The sequence below is a fragment of the Microbacterium sp. ISL-59 genome (assembly GCF_018613945.1).
Classification (GTDB): domain Bacteria; phylum Actinomycetota; class Actinomycetes; order Actinomycetales; family Microbacteriaceae; genus Microbacterium; species Microbacterium oxydans_B.
Window position 1 is genome coordinate 68329 of sequence record NZ_JAGGPG010000001.1, and the last position, 14963, is coordinate 83291.

General features: G+C 68.6%; 16 protein-coding genes. 10 read left to right on the forward strand and 6 right to left on the reverse strand.

The window, feature by feature from the left end:
* The first annotated feature begins 89 nt into the window (after positions 1-89).
* Positions 90-983 carry a pyridoxal 5'-phosphate synthase lyase subunit PdxS gene (gene pdxS / locus J7E45_RS00335; RefSeq protein WP_091036539.1) on the forward strand — a complete coding sequence of 298 codons (894 nt, stop codon included), beginning with the start codon at positions 90-92 and terminating at the stop codon, positions 981-983.
* Complete coding sequence (pdxT, locus tag J7E45_RS00340; RefSeq protein ID WP_215066376.1) at positions 973-1584, forward strand: pyridoxal 5'-phosphate synthase glutaminase subunit PdxT; 612 nt, start codon at positions 973-975, stop codon at positions 1582-1584. The genes pdxS and pdxT overlap by 11 nt, the downstream gene beginning before the upstream one ends.
* Here the strand turns inward: pdxT and J7E45_RS00345 are convergent.
* From J7E45_RS00345 to J7E45_RS00360, 4 genes are all read right to left on the reverse strand, one after another.
* Positions 1581-2261, reverse strand: a complete 681-nt coding sequence (locus tag J7E45_RS00345; protein WP_215066378.1) for an alpha/beta fold hydrolase — start codon at positions 2259-2261, stop codon at positions 1581-1583. The genes pdxT and J7E45_RS00345 overlap by 4 nt on opposite strands.
* A 73-nt stretch (positions 2262-2334) precedes the next feature.
* Positions 2335-3705 (reverse strand): reverse transcriptase family protein, encoded by a 1371-nt coding sequence (locus J7E45_RS00350; protein WP_215066380.1) that lies wholly within the window; start codon positions 3703-3705, stop codon positions 2335-2337.
* Positions 3706-4038: 333 nt separating this feature from the next.
* Positions 4039-5382 (reverse strand): FtsX-like permease family protein, encoded by a 1344-nt coding sequence (locus tag J7E45_RS00355; RefSeq protein WP_215066382.1) that lies wholly within the window; start codon positions 5380-5382, stop codon positions 4039-4041.
* Positions 5379-6119, reverse strand: a complete 741-nt coding sequence (locus J7E45_RS00360) for an ABC transporter ATP-binding protein (protein WP_308162007.1) — start codon at positions 6117-6119, stop codon at positions 5379-5381. The genes J7E45_RS00355 and J7E45_RS00360 overlap by 4 nt, the downstream gene beginning before the upstream one ends.
* A gap of 123 nt (positions 6120-6242) precedes the next feature.
* On the opposite strand from J7E45_RS00360, the gene J7E45_RS00365 reads away from it, so the two are divergent.
* The gene (locus J7E45_RS00365) at positions 6243-7526 is read left to right on the forward strand and encodes a histidine kinase (RefSeq protein WP_215066384.1); all 1284 of its coding nucleotides are present in this window, start codon (positions 6243-6245) and stop codon (positions 7524-7526) included.
* Positions 7507-8169: a response regulator transcription factor gene (locus J7E45_RS00370; RefSeq protein ID WP_215066386.1), complete on the forward strand. Its 663-nt coding sequence runs from the start codon at positions 7507-7509 to the stop codon at positions 8167-8169. Before J7E45_RS00365 ends, J7E45_RS00370 begins: the two co-directional genes overlap by 20 nt.
* Here the strand turns inward: J7E45_RS00370 and J7E45_RS00375 are convergent.
* Both J7E45_RS00375 and J7E45_RS00380 read right to left on the reverse strand, forming a co-directional pair.
* Positions 8145-9095, reverse strand: coding sequence for an aminoglycoside phosphotransferase family protein (locus J7E45_RS00375; protein ID WP_215066389.1), 951 nt, complete (start codon positions 9093-9095; stop codon positions 8145-8147). The genes J7E45_RS00370 and J7E45_RS00375 overlap by 25 nt on opposite strands.
* A 93-nt stretch (positions 9096-9188) precedes the next feature.
* Positions 9189-10583 carry an aminotransferase class V-fold PLP-dependent enzyme gene (locus tag J7E45_RS00380; RefSeq protein WP_308162008.1) on the reverse strand — a complete coding sequence of 465 codons (1395 nt, stop codon included), beginning with the start codon at positions 10581-10583 and terminating at the stop codon, positions 9189-9191.
* A 110-nt stretch (positions 10584-10693) separates the two neighbouring features.
* Here J7E45_RS00380 and J7E45_RS00385 point away from each other — a divergent pair, with 110 nt between their 5' ends.
* The 6 genes from J7E45_RS00385 to yajC all read left to right on the forward strand — a co-directional run bounded on the left by J7E45_RS00385 (position 10694) and on the right by yajC (position 14918).
* Positions 10694-11296 carry a hypothetical protein gene (locus J7E45_RS00385; RefSeq protein WP_215066391.1) on the forward strand — a complete coding sequence of 201 codons (603 nt, stop codon included), beginning with the start codon at positions 10694-10696 and terminating at the stop codon, positions 11294-11296.
* Positions 11297-11404: 108 nt separating this feature from the next.
* A complete protein-coding gene (locus tag J7E45_RS00390) occupies positions 11405-12166 on the forward strand; it encodes a YebC/PmpR family DNA-binding transcriptional regulator (RefSeq protein ID WP_215067247.1) in 762 nt (253 codons plus the stop codon).
* Positions 12167-12211: 45 nt separating this feature from the next.
* Positions 12212-12778: a crossover junction endodeoxyribonuclease RuvC gene (gene ruvC, locus J7E45_RS00395; RefSeq protein ID WP_215066393.1), complete on the forward strand. Its 567-nt coding sequence runs from the start codon at positions 12212-12214 to the stop codon at positions 12776-12778.
* A 27-nt stretch (positions 12779-12805) separates the two neighbouring features.
* Positions 12806-13426 (forward strand): Holliday junction branch migration protein RuvA, encoded by a 621-nt coding sequence (gene ruvA, locus J7E45_RS00400; protein WP_215066395.1) that lies wholly within the window; start codon positions 12806-12808, stop codon positions 13424-13426.
* Positions 13419-14444: a Holliday junction branch migration DNA helicase RuvB gene (gene ruvB, locus J7E45_RS00405; RefSeq protein WP_167634989.1), complete on the forward strand. Its 1026-nt coding sequence runs from the start codon at positions 13419-13421 to the stop codon at positions 14442-14444. The genes ruvA and ruvB overlap by 8 nt, the downstream gene beginning before the upstream one ends.
* A 78-nt stretch (positions 14445-14522) precedes the next feature.
* Positions 14523-14918 (forward strand): preprotein translocase subunit YajC, encoded by a 396-nt coding sequence (yajC, locus tag J7E45_RS00410; protein WP_091036508.1) that lies wholly within the window; start codon positions 14523-14525, stop codon positions 14916-14918.
* Positions 14919-14963 lie beyond the last annotated feature (45 nt).

Here is a 14963-nt window from a genome sequence, read left to right on the forward strand (position 1 = left end):
ATCCTCCTCAGCGATTCTAGGTCGAATCGGACAGTGCTACGTTTGATCTAGATCAAAACCCACTTCGGTGCATCCGACAGGAGTTCCCCATGACCGAGCAGACAACCACCGGATCCTCGCGCGTCAAGCGCGGCCTCGCCGAGATGCTCAAGGGCGGTGTCATCATGGACGTCGTCACCGCTGAGCAGGCGAAGATCGCCGAAGATGCGGGCGCCGTGGCCGTCATGGCGCTCGAGCGCGTGCCGGCCGACATCCGCGCACAGGGTGGGGTCTCGCGCATGAGCGACCCCGACATGATCGACAGCATCATCGATACGGTCTCGATCCCGGTGATGGCGAAGGCGCGCATCGGGCACTTCGTCGAGGCCCAGGTGCTGCAGGAGCTCGGCGTCGACTACATCGACGAGTCCGAGGTGCTCTCGCCGGCCGACTACGTGAACCATATCGACAAGTACGAGTTCACCGTGCCGTTCGTGTGCGGTGCGACCAACCTCGGAGAGGCGCTCCGCCGCATCAACGAGGGCGCCGCGATGATCCGCTCCAAGGGTGAGGCCGGCACCGGCGACGTCTCCGAGGCGATGAAGCACATCCGCAAGATCCGTGGGGAGATCGCGGCCCTCGCTGCGCTGCCCAAGGACGAGCTGTATGTCGCCGCCAAGGAGCTGCAGGCGCCCTACGAGCTGGTCGCCGAGATCGCCGAGACCGGCAAGCTCCCCGTCGTGCTCTTCGTGGCCGGCGGAGTCGCGACCCCCGCAGACGCCGCGATGATGATGCAGCTCGGAGCAGACGGCGTGTTCGTCGGCTCGGGTATCTTCAAGTCGGGCAACCCCGCCGAGCGCGCCAAGGCCATCGTCAAGGCCACCACGTTCTTCGACGACGCCAAGGTGATCGCCGAGGTCTCGCGCGGGCTCGGCGAGGCGATGGTGGGCATCAACGTCAGCGACCTCCCCGCGCCGCACCGTCTCGCCGAGCGTGGCTGGTAACACCCGCGTCGGAGTCCTCGCGCTGCAGGGCGACGTGCGCGAGCACGCCGCCCTGCTCGCGCACCTGGGCGCCGATGTCGTGTTGGTGCGCCGACCGGAAGAGCTCTCGTCCGTCGGCGGACTCGTGATCCCCGGCGGCGAGTCGAGTGTGATCGACAAGCTCTCGCGCATCTTCGGGATGCAGGAGCCGATCCGCGCCGCGATCGATGCAGGACTGCCGGTCTACGGGACGTGCGCCGGACTGATCCTGCTCGCCGACACGGTGCTCGACGGGATCGACGGCCAGGAGTCGTTCGGCGGAATGGACATCGACGTCCGTCGCAACGCGTTCGGGCGCCAGACGGAGTCGTTCGAGACGGAACTCGACGTCCCCGCGCTGGGGGAGCCTCCGGTGCGCGCGACGTTCATCCGCGCCCCGGTGGTCGAGCGTGTGGGCGCCGGTGTCGACGTCCTGGCATCGCTCACGGACGGCACGGTGGTCGCCGTCGAGCAGGGCAGCCTGCTCGGCACGAGCTTCCACCCGGAGGTCGATGGCGAGACGCGTTTCCACGAGCGCTTCCTCGACAAGGCCCGTGCCCGTGCCGGGACGTACGCGCGCTAGCGCCGGTGGGAGAGCAGCCAGTCGTACAGCTCGGGGTTGTCGTAGGTCTCGGTCCAGGAGTCGTGGCCGACGCCCGCGTATCGCGTGAACCGCACGTCGGCGCCGAGTGTCCGAAGTTCGGTGGTGATCTCCTCCGTGGCGGAGATCGGCACGACATCGTCGGCGTCGCCGTGGAAAGCCCAGACGGGCAGGTGACGAATCGGCTCAGCACTCTGCATCCAGAGCCCACCGCAGATCGGTGCGATCGCGGCGAACCGATCGGGATAGCGCACTGCCAGGCTCCAGGTCCCGAAACCGCCCATGCTGAGCCCGGTCACCGATATGCGGGCCGGATCGACGCGGTGCGTCGAGACGACCTCGTCGACCAGCCCGGACAAGGTCGAGAGCTCCCCGACCCACTGACTCGACTCACCGCATTGCGGGGTGACGAGGATGAAGGGGAACTCGTGCCCGTCATCCGCCAGCCGCGGCGGGCCGTGCACCGCGGCGAGGTCGAGGTCGGAACCTCGTTCGCCCGCACCGTGTAGGAACAGCACCAGAGGCCAGAGCCTGCCCGGATCGGCGTCGTAGTCATCCGGAAGGTGGACGAGATACCGCAGTACATCTGCCGGGGTCGGCGCGTCGTCGTGGACGTCCGACATGCGAGCGGCAGGAGCGATGTGTCGTGATCTGCGCATGCCTCCATCCTGCGCCATCCGTGCCGGTCGTCCGACGGTAGGGTCACTTGGCCACTCGTGCCGATCGCTGCGGTCACCAACGGATACGCAGAAACTCCGCCCGGAGTTTCGCGCCTCGCTGGGGGTTCAGGCTCTCGACCCACGAGATGCGGCCGAGCAGATGTGCACGGAAATCGTCGAGTCGGCGGTGATTCTGACTGCGCGGACCGTGCACGACGCAGTTGTGGATCGTCGCCTTGAGCCGGTCGTAGTCGTCCCGTGAGACATTCGTTCGCTGGTTGACGACGATTCCGGTCACGCTCTGCCTGACGCCTTGGCGTCGGACCCTCGTTTTGTGGGGGTTGGCCACGTGCCCTTCGTCCTCGATGATCCGCTGCACACCACGGATGAAGGCATCAGGTCGCTTCGCGAGTCTCGGACCGCCGCTGAACGAGAGGTCATCGGCGTATCGCGTGTAGGTCGCATCGACGGCATCCGCCCATCCCGTCAGCCGTGAATCCAGGCGCCGGATGGCGAGGTTGGCAAGCATCGGCGAGGAGGGAGCGCCCTGCGGCAGATGACTCGTGGCCAGAGCCCGACGCAGGGCGAACCGCTCGTCGGATGATCCGCCCGGTGGCATGGCAGCAAGCACGCGCGGAGGAACGGCGTTGCTGCACAGCCCGGTCACGACGTGCGCGACCGGCTCGGACAGTCCCGACTGCCGAAGTGTTCCGTAGATGCGACCGCCCGTCACGCGCGAGAAGAACGTGGTGAGGTCGAGGGATATGACGATGTCGGCCCCCGTGTGGCGCGCCGCCCCGGTGGCCGCGCTGCGACCGGGCATGAAACCGTGGGCGGCATCGTTCACGGCTATGAGGCCGAGCACCTGTTCCAGGAGACTGCGCTGCACACGGCGCATCCGTTGCTCCGGGATCTCTAGCAACCTGGGGATCCGCCCGTGCCGTGTGCGCCACTCGTACCGGTAGTGGTGCAAGGCTCCTGTGCGCGCGCGCCGATTCCAATGCTTGGTGTCGGCGAACCACTGGAGCCGGCCGACGTCCAGATCGAGCATGGCGGCGAGATCCGGGATGCTGTCGATGCGGGGAAGAGCGCCCGAGGGCGGCTGCGACGCCGATGGACCGACTACGCGGTGGTGGATGCGCAGCGGCGAACGGCGCTCGTCGGCTTTGCGCACCGCTTCTGCGAAATCGGGCGAACGGAGGATCACCGACGTCAGCAGTCGCGGGGCATCGGCAGGCGGGCGGACGAAGGAGGTCAACACGTCGCCGACGAGCGGAGAGAGCCAACGGCGACGCGCTCCCATGACGTACGCGCCGGCCTCGACGAGCTGCTCCTTCGCCCAGACCTCGGAGGCGAGGAAAGCGTCGGCCAGAGAGGCGGCCACCAACGACGGCAACGGTCGCGGCGTGCGCCCCAGCACGCGTGATGCGGTGGAGGGCGCCATCAGAGGGCAGCCGCGGAGCGGGCGCCGGGCGTGCAATGGCCTGCGTACGACTCGTCCATCAGTGCGGGCACCGGTCTGCGCGAAGCGCAGTAAGGCGCCTGCGGCGTTCGTTCCAGGTCAGACTGCGTACCCCGGGGTGACCCCGGAGAGAGCGGAACACGTCGTGAACCACTCGCCTCGTCCGCAAGCCATCGCACGCGGCCACCATAGCAAGGAGCACCAACGTCCGGATGGCATCGAACGCAGCCCCGGGCGATTAGCCGCGACTACGCGGCCCTTTGCGAGTATGCGAGCGCGTCAGCCCCTGCGGCCGCGCCCGGATCGCGACCGCGACTACTCCACGGCGAGGGTGCGAGGAATCTCGGTGCGCAACGCGGTGACCGTCGGCAGCACCGTGGCGGCCAGGAGCAGGGCGAGTCCACCGCCGGCGATCAGCCCGATCATCGGGAACGCGATGACGGGGCCGGGCAGCGAGAGCTTTCCGGCGATGACGAGGCCTCCGACCGCAGTGGCGGCTACCCCCAACATCGACGCAGTGACCGCATAGGCCACAGCTTCCCAGATCGCGGTGAGCACGATCGCACCGCGCGTGGAGCCCACGGCCTGGATGAGGGCGAACTCCCGCTCGCGCGTGTGACCCGACATGAACACGGTCGCCGCGGCTGCCACGCCCGAGAGGAGGAGGGGGCCGCCGAGGAGGATCACGACCCCCTCGGGGGCGAGGTCGAACCCCGCGTCGCTGCCGCTTCGCGCGGCTTCCGCTGCGGCCAGCGTCGCGCCCGTCGTGTAGAGCCCTCCCGCGAGGGCAATCGCCACCATGAGTGGACCGATCGCCGCGCTCGACCGAGACAGGCGGTACCTGGCAGAGTTCCGGGCGAGGAACCATGTCGCGGAGACCGTCGTCGGCAGCAGCGAAGTCCAGCCGCGGAGGACGAGAGGGAACACGATCGGGCCTGCGGCGGCGAGGGCGGCCGCGATCAAGGGTGTGAGCAGGATGGCCTGCCCCGAGAACGCGGACATCGATGCATCGCCGTCGAGGGTCGTCGCGAGCGCCGTGGTGCCTCCGAGAGCGCACACGGTCAGGATGATGCGGAACCATCCCATCCGGATCCGCGGGGGCTCTGCATCACGAAGTGCCTCGATGGCCGGGGTCCGACTGGCCCGCCGTGCGCTGCGCAGCCCACCGAGCACGACAGTGAGCGCGACCGCGGCGACCACGAGGAGGCCGCTGCCGATGCCGAGGTGGAGGCTCACGCCCTGCATCTCGGGCCACTCCCGGAACACCCAGACGAAGAGGGTCGGGAACACCGGCAGGGCGAGGAGCCAGCCGACGAGCGCGCCGATGATGCCGATGATGCCGAGCTGGGTGAGCACGACGACGGCAACCAGCGCGGGCCGTACACCGACGAGCTGCCACAGTGCGTAGTCGCGGAGCTGCAGGGAGATCGTGAGGTTCGCCGTGGAACTGAGCACGATGAGCGCCGTGATGGCCGTGAACATGATGACAGCGGAGCTGGTGCTGGCGAGCCCCTCCTGCACAGCGCCACCGTGGAAGGTGCCGGTCTCGAGCAGACCGGCGGCGTGCGCACCGACGAATCCGGAGGTGACGGTCACGGCGAGCACTCCGAGCCAGACGCGCCAGCGCATGATCAGATCGGAGGCGATCAGGGCGATCATGCCGAAGCCCCGGCGAGAGTGATCGCCTCGAGAACCTGCTCCGGAGTGGGGTGTCGCAGTTCTCGATGGATCGTCCCGTCGCGGAGCACGAGGACACGGTCGGCGAGGGCAGCGGCCTCGAGATCATGGGTGACCATGACGACGGATCTGCCGTCACCGGCTGACGCACGAAGCAGGCGGAGCACGTCGGTGCCTGTGGCCGTGTCGAGCGACCCGGTGGGTTCATCCGCGAACACGATGTCCGGCCGCAGGGCGAGCACGCGGGCGATGGCGATCCGCTGCTGCTGGCCGCCCGAGAGCTGTCCGGGTCGATGCCCGCCACGGTCGGTCAAGCCGACGTCGGCGAGCGCACGGTCGATGGCCGCGCGCTGCACGCGCTGCCGCGCGAGCCGTGCGGGAAGCGCGATGTTCTCCCGCGCCGTCAGCGAGGGGATGAGATTGAAGGACTGGAAGACGAATCCGACGTGACGGCGACGCAGGGCGGCGAGCGCGCCGCGCCGAAGGGACGAGAGCTCTCGACCTGCGAGGTGGACGCTCCCAGTGTCGTAGGGCTCGAGACCCGAGAGGCAGTAAAGCAGGGTCGATTTGCCGGAACCGCTCGGACCGACGATGCTCACCATCTCGCCGGGATGCACATCGAGGGATATCCCGCGCAAGACGGAGACGCGCGGCTCCTTCCGACCGGTTCCGGGAAATGTCTTCTCAAGGTTCGCGGCGCGAATCAGTGGTTCGATCACCCCTCCATTCGAGCTCGTACCGAGACGCGCGGCGAGAGACCGGAGTGGACAGTCGTGGTAGAGCTGGCTCTACTCTTCGCTCGATCGCCCGCTGCCCGGCTCCGCGATCCGTAGGGTTGAGGCATGAGAGCGCCGACCGTCTGGCACGCGATGATGCGCGCGCCCTGGCGGTTCCTGTTCGGCGCGTGGCCATGGCGCGCTCTCGGATACCTGTCGGCGAGCGTCGCGATCGGTCTTCTGCTGCTGCCGATCACGGTCCTGACGCTGCTGCTTCTGCCGCTGTGGGGCATCGCGATCGGCGCGCTCGAGCGGCGACGTACCCGGCTCCTGGGCTTTCCTGCTCAGCCCTCCGGTCACGTCCCCCTCGGGCGCGACCAACGTCATATCTGGCTGTCCGTGCGGATGAACGAGGGAGCGACCTGGAGGGAGACGGTCGCGCTGCTGCTCGATCTGGTCGTCGGCTGGCTCGTGCTCGCCCTGCTGTTCTTCCAGGGGCTGCTGTTCGTGCTCCTCGTCTACGTCTCCGTGTCCGGGGTGCGTGGGCCCACGCGGCTTAACCTCTTCGGCGACGTCTGGATCGTCGCGACTCCGCGCACATGGTTGCTGCTCCTCCCGATCGCCGTGCTCTCCCTGTGCGTGTTCGCCTACGCCAACGCCGTGCTCGCCGCAGGGCAGGCCACGCTGCTGCGTTCGCTCTGCGGTCCTCGACAGCGCGAGATGACCCGCAATGTGGAGCGTCTGGTGCAGTCGCGCGCTGCGCTGGTCGAAGCCTTCGAGGCGGAGCGGCGGCGCATCGAACGCGACCTGCACGATGGCGTCCAGCAGGAGCTCGTGACGCTCGCTGCGCGCCTCGGCATGGTGAGTCTCGAACTCGACGACCTCGACGCGACGGGTGCCGACACCGCCCCGGTCCGCGGTGCGCTCGACGTCGCCCAGGGACAGGCGGAACACGCGATGGCGACGCTGCGGGACACCGTGCGAGGTATCCATCCTGCCGTTCTCACCGACCACGGGCTCCGGGCAGCCCTGGACGAGTTGGCCGACCGGGCGCCGATCCCGCTCCGGCTGGAGATCCCGGACCTCGGCAGGCTGCCGGCGCCGGTGGAGACGGCCGCCTACTATTTCGTGACCGAGGCGATCAGCAACGCGGCCAAGCACACCGTCGCGACCAGGCTGACCGTGCGTGCCGGGGTGACGAACGCCGTCCTCGACGTGCTCGCCATAGACGACGGGCAGGGCGGAGCGGATGCGAATGAGGGAACAGGTCTGCGAGGACTCACCGAACGCGCCGCCACCCTCGGTGGTCGGTTCACGATCGACAGCCCGGACGGCGGGCCGACGACGCTCCGTATGACGATGCCGCTGCAAAAAGAATGGGCGGTGTCGGATGCGTCTGTTGCTCGCTGAAGACTCCGCGCTGCTGCGCGAGGCCCTGACGGCTCTGCTCGAGCGGCTCGGCCACATCGTCGTCGCGACCGCGCAGTCGGCGCCCGAGCTGCGGGAGGCGTTCGAGCGCCTGGCCGCGGCCGGCGATGCACCCGACGTCGTCGTGACCGACGTGCGCATGCCGCCGGACGAGACGGACGATGGACTCCGCGCCGCGCTCGACATCCGCGCCCTGCACCCGGCGCAACCGGTCATGGTGCTCTCCCAGTACATCGCGGACACCTACGCGCGAGAACTGCTCACGCTTCCGGGTGGCGGCATCGGCTACCTGCTGAAGGATCGGGTGAGTCGTGTCCGCGACTTCGCGACCGCGCTCGACACGGTCGCAGAGGGTGGCACCGTCATCGACCCGGACGTGGTCCAGCACCTACTGAGCAGTTCGCGTCAGGGGCCGCTCGACGCACTCACTGGGCGGGAGCGCGAGGTGCTCGGCCTGATGGCCGATGGACAGTCGAACTCCGACATCGCCGTCTCGCTCACGCTGACGGATGCGGCCGTGAGCAAGCACATCGGCAACATCTTCACGAAGCTCGGCCTCGGACCCGTCGAGGAGAACCGCCGCGTGAGAGCCGTTCTGACTTACCTCGACGCCGCGCGTTCCTGAACCTGCAGCAGGGCTGCGAGCCAGCGCAGCGCGGGTCCGGCTTGCTCCCGCTGGAATGCGCGGAGTCCGGGCAGCTGAGGTATCTCGGGTTGCGCCTGGGCGAACCAGAGGTACGACGCGAATCCGGAGATCACGGGGAGCATCTCGCGCATCGGCGGGGCTCCGTGCTCTTCGAACAGCGGCCACGCCTCTTCGCACGCGGGACCGCCGGAGGCCTCGACGCTCGGCAGCAGAAACGGGAGATCGATCCACGGGGCTCCGCGGCGGGCGTGCGGCCAGTCCACGAATCGTGCGTGCCCGTCGCTGATCAGGATGTTGTCGGCACGCACGTCGTCGTGCGCGATGACGTCTCCGCCGACCGCAGCGCGGAAGTCCTGTTCGATACGCAGCAGATCACTCATCCGCTCTCGGACCAGGATCGGGAGACCGGCGAGCAGCTGCTCATCGAGGGAGATCTGCTCCCATCGGGTGAAGTCGGGGAGCATGCTGTCGGCCGCGTCTCCCAGGTCGAGTGGCGCCTTCGTCGACGAGAGGATGCGGAGGGTCGCGGCGATCGAATGCAGATCATCCGCCGACCAAGGGCTGCCGGGGTGGTGCCCGTCGATCGCCTCGAGCACGAGCGCAGCGCCGGCGGTCTCGTCGACTTCGCCCAGCACCGCCGGGGCGATCGTCGGTGGCAGTGTCGTGAGCACCTGCATCTCGGCACGGAGGAAGTGCAGCGAGTCGGGGTGCCAATCCCGCGCGCACGCCTTGACGAAGGCCTTCCCCTTGGTGGTGGTGACCACACCGGCGTAGGACGCGCTGAATCCGCTCTGCGCTGGGTCGTCCCGGACGAATCGTCCTCCGATCACGTCGACGATGCGCGCGCGCAGCACCAGGGGGAGTGCGGTCCACTCCGGTCGAAGGCGGTCTGCGCCTGCGCTCATCGTGACGGTCCCTTCGCTCGCAGCGTCGCGATATCCCCGGGGCACGGGTTCCTCGACGCTAGCAGCAGCCGGCGGCAGGACCAACGGTCTCGGTCACTCGGTGCGTGAACCTGCGTCGACCAGGGCGCGGATGGCCTCGACGGTGCGGTCGACGTCGTCCGAAGTGGTCGCCCACGACGACATCGAGCACCGCAGGGCCGCACGGCCCTCCCACTCGGCGCCCGTCATGGCCGCCGTCCCCTCGACGAGGATCGCCGCGCCGAGCGCACGCGTCGCTTCGTCGGAGCCGAGGCGGAACATCACCTGTGTGTAGTCGACGTCGTTGATGACTTCCACCGAGTGCACCGACCGGAGTCCCGCGGCCATGGCGACGGCGTGGGCATGCAGGCGACCCATCAGCTCGGCGATACCCGATCGTCCGAGGCTGCGCAGCGCGGCCCACGCGGGGACCCCGCGGGCGCGTCGCGAGAGCTCGGGCGTGACATCCCACGGGTCGAGCCCTGAATAGATCAGATAGTCGCCTCCGGTGCGGAACGCCGCGATGGAGTCCGCCGGGTCGCGCACGATCGCCATGCCACAGTCGTAGGGCACGTTCAGCGTCTTGTGGGCGTCTGTCGCCCAGGAGTCGGCATCCGCCATGCCCGCGGTGAGGTGGCGCAGTGCGGGGGAGGCGGCCGCCCACAGCCCGAACGCGCCGTCGACGTGCACCCAGGCACCGTGTCGGCGGGCGATCGGGATGAGCGCGGCGAAGTCGTCGAAGGCGCCGGTGTGCACCTCACCCGCCTGCAGACACACGATGAGGGGTCCCTCGCCGCCGGCGAGAGCCTGCTCCAGCGCATCCGCGCTCATGCGTCCTTGCTCATCGGACGGGACGACCGTCAGTTCCGCTCGTCCGATCCCCAGGAAGCGTGCGGCGCGGTCGATGGATCCGTGCCGGTCGGCCCCGACGACGAACCGCAGCGTGGGGGCACCCTGGAAACCCTGCTCGGCGATGTCCCATCCCGCGCGTGCGAGAACCGCGTGTCGCGCGGTGGCCAGGCAGGTGAAGTTGGCGAGCTGCCCGCCCGTGACGAAACCGACGCTGGCGGCCGCGGGGAGGCCGAAGAGGTCGAGCATCCACTGCCCGGCGACGCGTTCCATGGCGACCGTGGCGGGCGTGAGGGTCGACGAACCGGAGTTCTGATCCCACGCCGAGACGAGCCAGTCGGCGGCCAGGGCTGCCGGATGCGTGCCGCCGATCACGAAGCCGAAGAACCGGCCGCCGGGAATCGCGACGAGTCCGGGGTCGGCGAGCACGGCCATCTCCTCGACCACTGTCGCGGGGTCCATGCCGTGCTCAGGGAGCGAGCCGCCGAACGCTGTCAGCATGTCGTCGAGCGATGCTCTCGGCCACACCGGTCGCTCGGCGACCGAGTCCAGGAATCGGAGGGCGGCGTGATGCGCGGTTTCCAGTGCACGCGACCTGTCGTCAGGAGCCATCTCGTTCATGCCTCAGGCATACACCCGGGTGTCGCCTCGCGCCAGAGGTCGCGCGCTCATGCCGGTTCGCGAGGAGCCCGGACGCGAGCGGGCCGCATGCGATCAGTAGGGTTGATCGCATGATCGGCGCACGTGAATGGCAACTCATCGGCCTGAACAACCTCTACATGAACCTGCAGCGACTGCATGTGTACGATCGCGCGTCGACGATGATCAGCGGGACAGCCGAGGACGAGGCGCGGACCGCTGCCCTTCGCGGATGGATGGACGCGGTCGTGGCGGCGATGGAGCCGGTGTTGCAGGGAGGAGAACTCGATCAGGCGACGCGGGACTCTCTCCTGCCGCTGGTGCCGTGGCTCCGTGACGAGGTGGCTCGCTACTACGCGCTGCACGATCCGGCAGCCCCGTTGCGGGAGCAGGCCGCGTTCGGTGCAGCCCACGTGCTCGCCTGCGACTACCAGACGAAGGGCGAGCGGGCGATCGCCGAAGCGGTCGACAAGCCTGAGGAGGCCGATCGCCTCCTCCAGCGCGTTCCGATGATGATGGCGCTCGTCCGGCAGGCGAACACCGCGGTCGGAACCTGTGCCCAGGGTGAGCCGAGCGACGAGATCGCGGGCTACATCACCGAGCATGTGCGGGTCGCGCGCGGCGATGAATCGCGCATGTTGCTGCAGATCGGTGCCGCCCCGGTGACGTTGCAGGGCCGCGACCCGCGCGAATGACGGCTGCGCGGACGGCCGCGGTGGACGCCGCTCGGTCGACCGCGGCTTTTCGATAGAATGGACGACGCCCTGGGCACGCTCCGGGGCGGATACGACGAGCGGAGACTTATGTCCGGGCATTCCAAGTGGGCGACCACGAAGCACAAGAAGGCCATCATCGACTCGCGGCGTGCGAAGTCCTGGGCCAAGCTGATCAAGAACATCGAGGTTGCGGCGAAGCTCGGCGGACCAGACCTCGTCGGCAACCCGACACTCTTCGACGCGGTGCAGAAGGCCAAGAAGACCTCGGTCCCCAAGGACAACATCGACCGCGCAGTGAAGCGTGGCGCCGGCATCGGCGGCGAGGTCGTCGAGTACACCTCGATCATGTACGAGGGCTACGGTCCCAACGGGGTGGCGCTCATGATCGAGTGTCTGACCGACAACAAGAACCGCGCAGCGGCTGAGGTCCGTACCGCCCTGAGCCGCAACGGCGGGACTCTGGCCGACCCCGGCAGCGTCGCCTACAACTTCAGCCGCAAGGGCGTCATCGTCGTCGGCTCCGAGGGCACCACCGAGGACGACGTCATGATGGCGGCGCTCGAGGCGGGGGCCGAGGAGATCGAGCCTCATGCCGAGGGCTTCGAGGTCATCACCGAGGCGACCGACCTGGTGTCCGTGCGCAGCGCGCTGCAGGAAGCCGGGATCGACTACGAGTCGGCGGACGTCGAGTTCGTTCCGAACCTCAAGGTCGAGATCGACGCCGACACCGCACGGAAGATCTTCCGCCTGATCGATGCCCTTGAAGACAGTGAAGACGTGCAGAACGTGTTCACCAACTTCGACCTGTCGGCCGAGGTCCAGGCCGAGCTCGAGAACGACGACGCGTAGGCGCGCCGGGCGGCCGGTGTCGGTGTGCCCACCTAGCCTGGGGGAGTGACCTCCTCTCTGCGCGTGCTCGGCATCGACCCCGGCCTCACTCGTTGCGGTGTGGGCATCGTCGACGTCGATCCTTCGCGTCGCGGCACGCTGGTGCATGTGGGAGTGATCCGATCGTCACCGGATGCCGAGATCGGGGATCGTCTGGCCATCGTCGCGGCCGGGATCCGTGCGGTGATCGCGGAGCACCGCCCGGATGCGGTCGCCGTCGAGCGAGTCTTCGCGCAGCAGAACACCCACTCCGTGATGGGGACGGCCCAGGCCAGTGGCGTGGCGCTGCTGATCGCGGCCGAGTCTGGTTTGCCCGCCGCCACCCATACGCCGAGCGAGGTGAAGGCCGCCGTCACCGGCTACGGCGCGGCCGACAAACGGCAGGTGCAGACCATGATCGCGCGCATCCTGCGCCTGGATGCGCTCCCGCAGCCGGCCGACGCGGCCGACGCCCTGGCGATCGCGCTGTGCCATGCCTGGCGTCGCGGTGGCCCCACGGCATCCGGGCAGGGGGCGCTGACTCCCGCGCAACGGGCCTGGGCGGACGCCGAAAAGCGTGTCGCTCGAACATAGGTCCGAACCACGCCCTAGGCTGAGGAGATGATCTCCTCACTGCACGGCGTCGTCCAGCATGCGACGTCCGATCAGGTCGTCATCGACGTGGGTGGTGTCGGGTTCGCCGTCGCCGTCCCTGCCGATGTCGCACACACCGCGACCGTCGGGGAGAAGATCCTCCTGCACACGAGCCTCATCGTCCGTGAGGACTCGCTCTCCCTGTTCGGCTTCGCGGATCGCGGCGAGCTCGAGATCTTCGGCCTGCTGATCAGCGTGACCGGCGTCGGGCCGAAATCGGCTCTGGGGGTGCTCTCGCACCTCACGGGCGATCAGATCGCCGAAGCCGTCACAGCGGAAGACGATGCGCCGTTCCGCCGGGTCTCCGGTATCGGACCCAAGACGGCGAAACTCATCGTGCTGCAGCTCGCCGGCAAGGTGCAGGCTTTCGCGGCACCGTCGCGGCCCGTGGTGTCCGGCGGCACCGATGTCGTCACGCAGGTGGCTGCGGCGCTGGTCGGCCTCGGCTGGTCGGAGAAGGTCGCCGCCGAGGCCGCGGCGCAGACGGCGGCCAAAGCCACGGAGGCGGAGCGGGCGACTGTGGCCTTGCTGTTGCGGCGAACTCTCGCGCTCCTCGGACCTGCGCAGGGAGGCCAGGCGCGTGTCTGATCCCCTCGACGCGACCGAGCCCTCCGACGAGACCGAACTGGCGATCGAGGGCGCGCTGCGCCCGACGAGCCTCGGCGATTTCGTCGGACAGCAGAAGGTGCGCGGGCAGTTGCAGCTGCTGCTCGAGGCCGCACGCATCCAGAGCCGCCCTGCCGACCACATTCTGCTCGCCGGCCCCCCGGGGCTCGGGAAGACGACGCTGGCGATGATCGTGGCGCACGAGAGCCAGCGCCCGCTTCGCCTGTCGAGCGGCCCGGCCATCCAGCACGCCGGCGACCTCGCCGCACTGCTCTCCAGCTTGGTGCCGGGGGAGGTTCTCTTCATCGACGAGATCCACCGCATGGCACGCTCCGCCGAAGAGATGCTGTACCTCGCGATGGAGGACTACCGGATCGACATCATGGTCGGCAAGGGTGCGGGAGCGACGAGCATTCCGCTCGAGCTGTCACCCTTCACGCTCGTCGGAGCCACGACGCGATCCGGTCTGCTGCCGAATCCGCTGCGCGACCGTTTCGGATTCACCGGACACCTGGAGTTCTACGACGAGTCCGAGCTCGAGCAGGTCATCGCCCGCTCGGCCTCTGTCCTGGGCGTCGACGTGCCGACCGATGCGCTCTCCGAGATCGCGCGCCGCTCCCGAGGCACACCTCGCATCGCGAACCGCCTGCTGCGCAGGGTGCGTGACTACGCCCTCGTGCACGGCGGGGGTGGCGCCACGATCCATGACGTACGCGCGGCGCTCGAACTCTACGACGTCGACTCGATCGGCCTCGACCGGCTGGACCGTGCGGTGCTGGAAGCTCTGGTCCGCCGTTTCCGCGGGGGCCCGGTCGGCCTGAGCACGCTCGCCGTGGCGGTCGGCGAAGAGGGTGAGACCGTGGAGAGCGTGGTGGAACCGTACCTGGTGCGCATCGGCTTCCTCGGGCGCACTCCGCGCGGTCGTGTGGCGATGCCGGAGGCCTACGCGCACCTCGGCGTCGCGCATCCGGACGGGATGCTTAAGTTGGATGACCTATAATCACTGAAGACTTCCCGGTTACCTTCGCGCGCCCAAAGGCTGGAGCGTGCACCTGAGAAAGGCGCTTCCCCCATGCCCATGGAATTCCTGCTCTTCGGCCTTCTCGCCGTCCTCCTCGTCTTCATGATCTTCAACACGCGCAAGCGCACGAAGCAGATGAAGGCCGATCAGGAGGAGAAGGCGACCAAGACCGTTCCCGGCGCCAAGGTGCTCCTGCAGGGCGGCATCTACGGCACGATCGTCTCGTACGACCCCGATGACCTCGACACGCCGGCTCTCGTCGAGATCGCTCCGGGCACCATCATCGACGTGCACAGCCAGGCGATCCTCCGCGTGGTCGAGCCCAAGGATGCGATCATCGACGCACCCGTCGACGTGATCGAGGAGCCGGCCGTCGACGACGCAGCCGCCCCCGCGCTCGAGACCCCCGAGGAGACGCGCGCTCGCCTCGAGCGCGACGCCGACGACAAGTAATCTCCGCGGCCGACGCGGCCCTTCGGATCTCCGTCCTCCCAGAAA

What these genes read in the sequence shown, in the direction of transcription:
- pdxS (WP_091036539.1), top strand. Translation starts at nt 90, where the DNA reads ATGACCGAGCAGACAACCACCGGATCCTCGCGCGTCAAGCGCGGCCTC.
- J7E45_RS00345 (WP_215066378.1), bottom strand. Translation starts at nt 2,261, where the DNA reads ATGCGCAGATCACGACACATCGCTCCTGCCGCTCGCATGTCGGACGTC.
- J7E45_RS00350 (WP_215066380.1), bottom strand. Translation starts at nt 3,705, where the DNA reads ATGGCGCCCTCCACCGCATCACGCGTGCTGGGGCGCACGCCGCGACCG.
- J7E45_RS00355 (WP_215066382.1), bottom strand. Translation starts at nt 5,382, where the DNA reads ATGATCGCCCTGATCGCCTCCGATCTGATCATGCGCTGGCGCGTCTGG.
- J7E45_RS00365 (WP_215066384.1), top strand. Translation starts at nt 6,243, where the DNA reads ATGAGAGCGCCGACCGTCTGGCACGCGATGATGCGCGCGCCCTGGCGG.
- J7E45_RS00370 (WP_215066386.1), top strand. Translation starts at nt 7,507, where the DNA reads ATGCGTCTGTTGCTCGCTGAAGACTCCGCGCTGCTGCGCGAGGCCCTG.
- J7E45_RS00375 (WP_215066389.1), bottom strand. Translation starts at nt 9,095, where the DNA reads ATGAGCGCAGGCGCAGACCGCCTTCGACCGGAGTGGACCGCACTCCCC.
- J7E45_RS00380 (WP_308162008.1), bottom strand. Translation starts at nt 10,583, where the DNA reads ATGAACGAGATGGCTCCTGACGACAGGTCGCGTGCACTGGAAACCGCG.
- J7E45_RS00385 (WP_215066391.1), top strand. Translation starts at nt 10,694, where the DNA reads ATGATCGGCGCACGTGAATGGCAACTCATCGGCCTGAACAACCTCTAC.
- J7E45_RS00390 (WP_215067247.1), top strand. Translation starts at nt 11,405, where the DNA reads ATGTCCGGGCATTCCAAGTGGGCGACCACGAAGCACAAGAAGGCCATC.
- ruvA (WP_215066395.1), top strand. Translation starts at nt 12,806, where the DNA reads ATGATCTCCTCACTGCACGGCGTCGTCCAGCATGCGACGTCCGATCAG.
- yajC (WP_091036508.1), top strand. Translation starts at nt 14,523, where the DNA reads ATGGAATTCCTGCTCTTCGGCCTTCTCGCCGTCCTCCTCGTCTTCATG.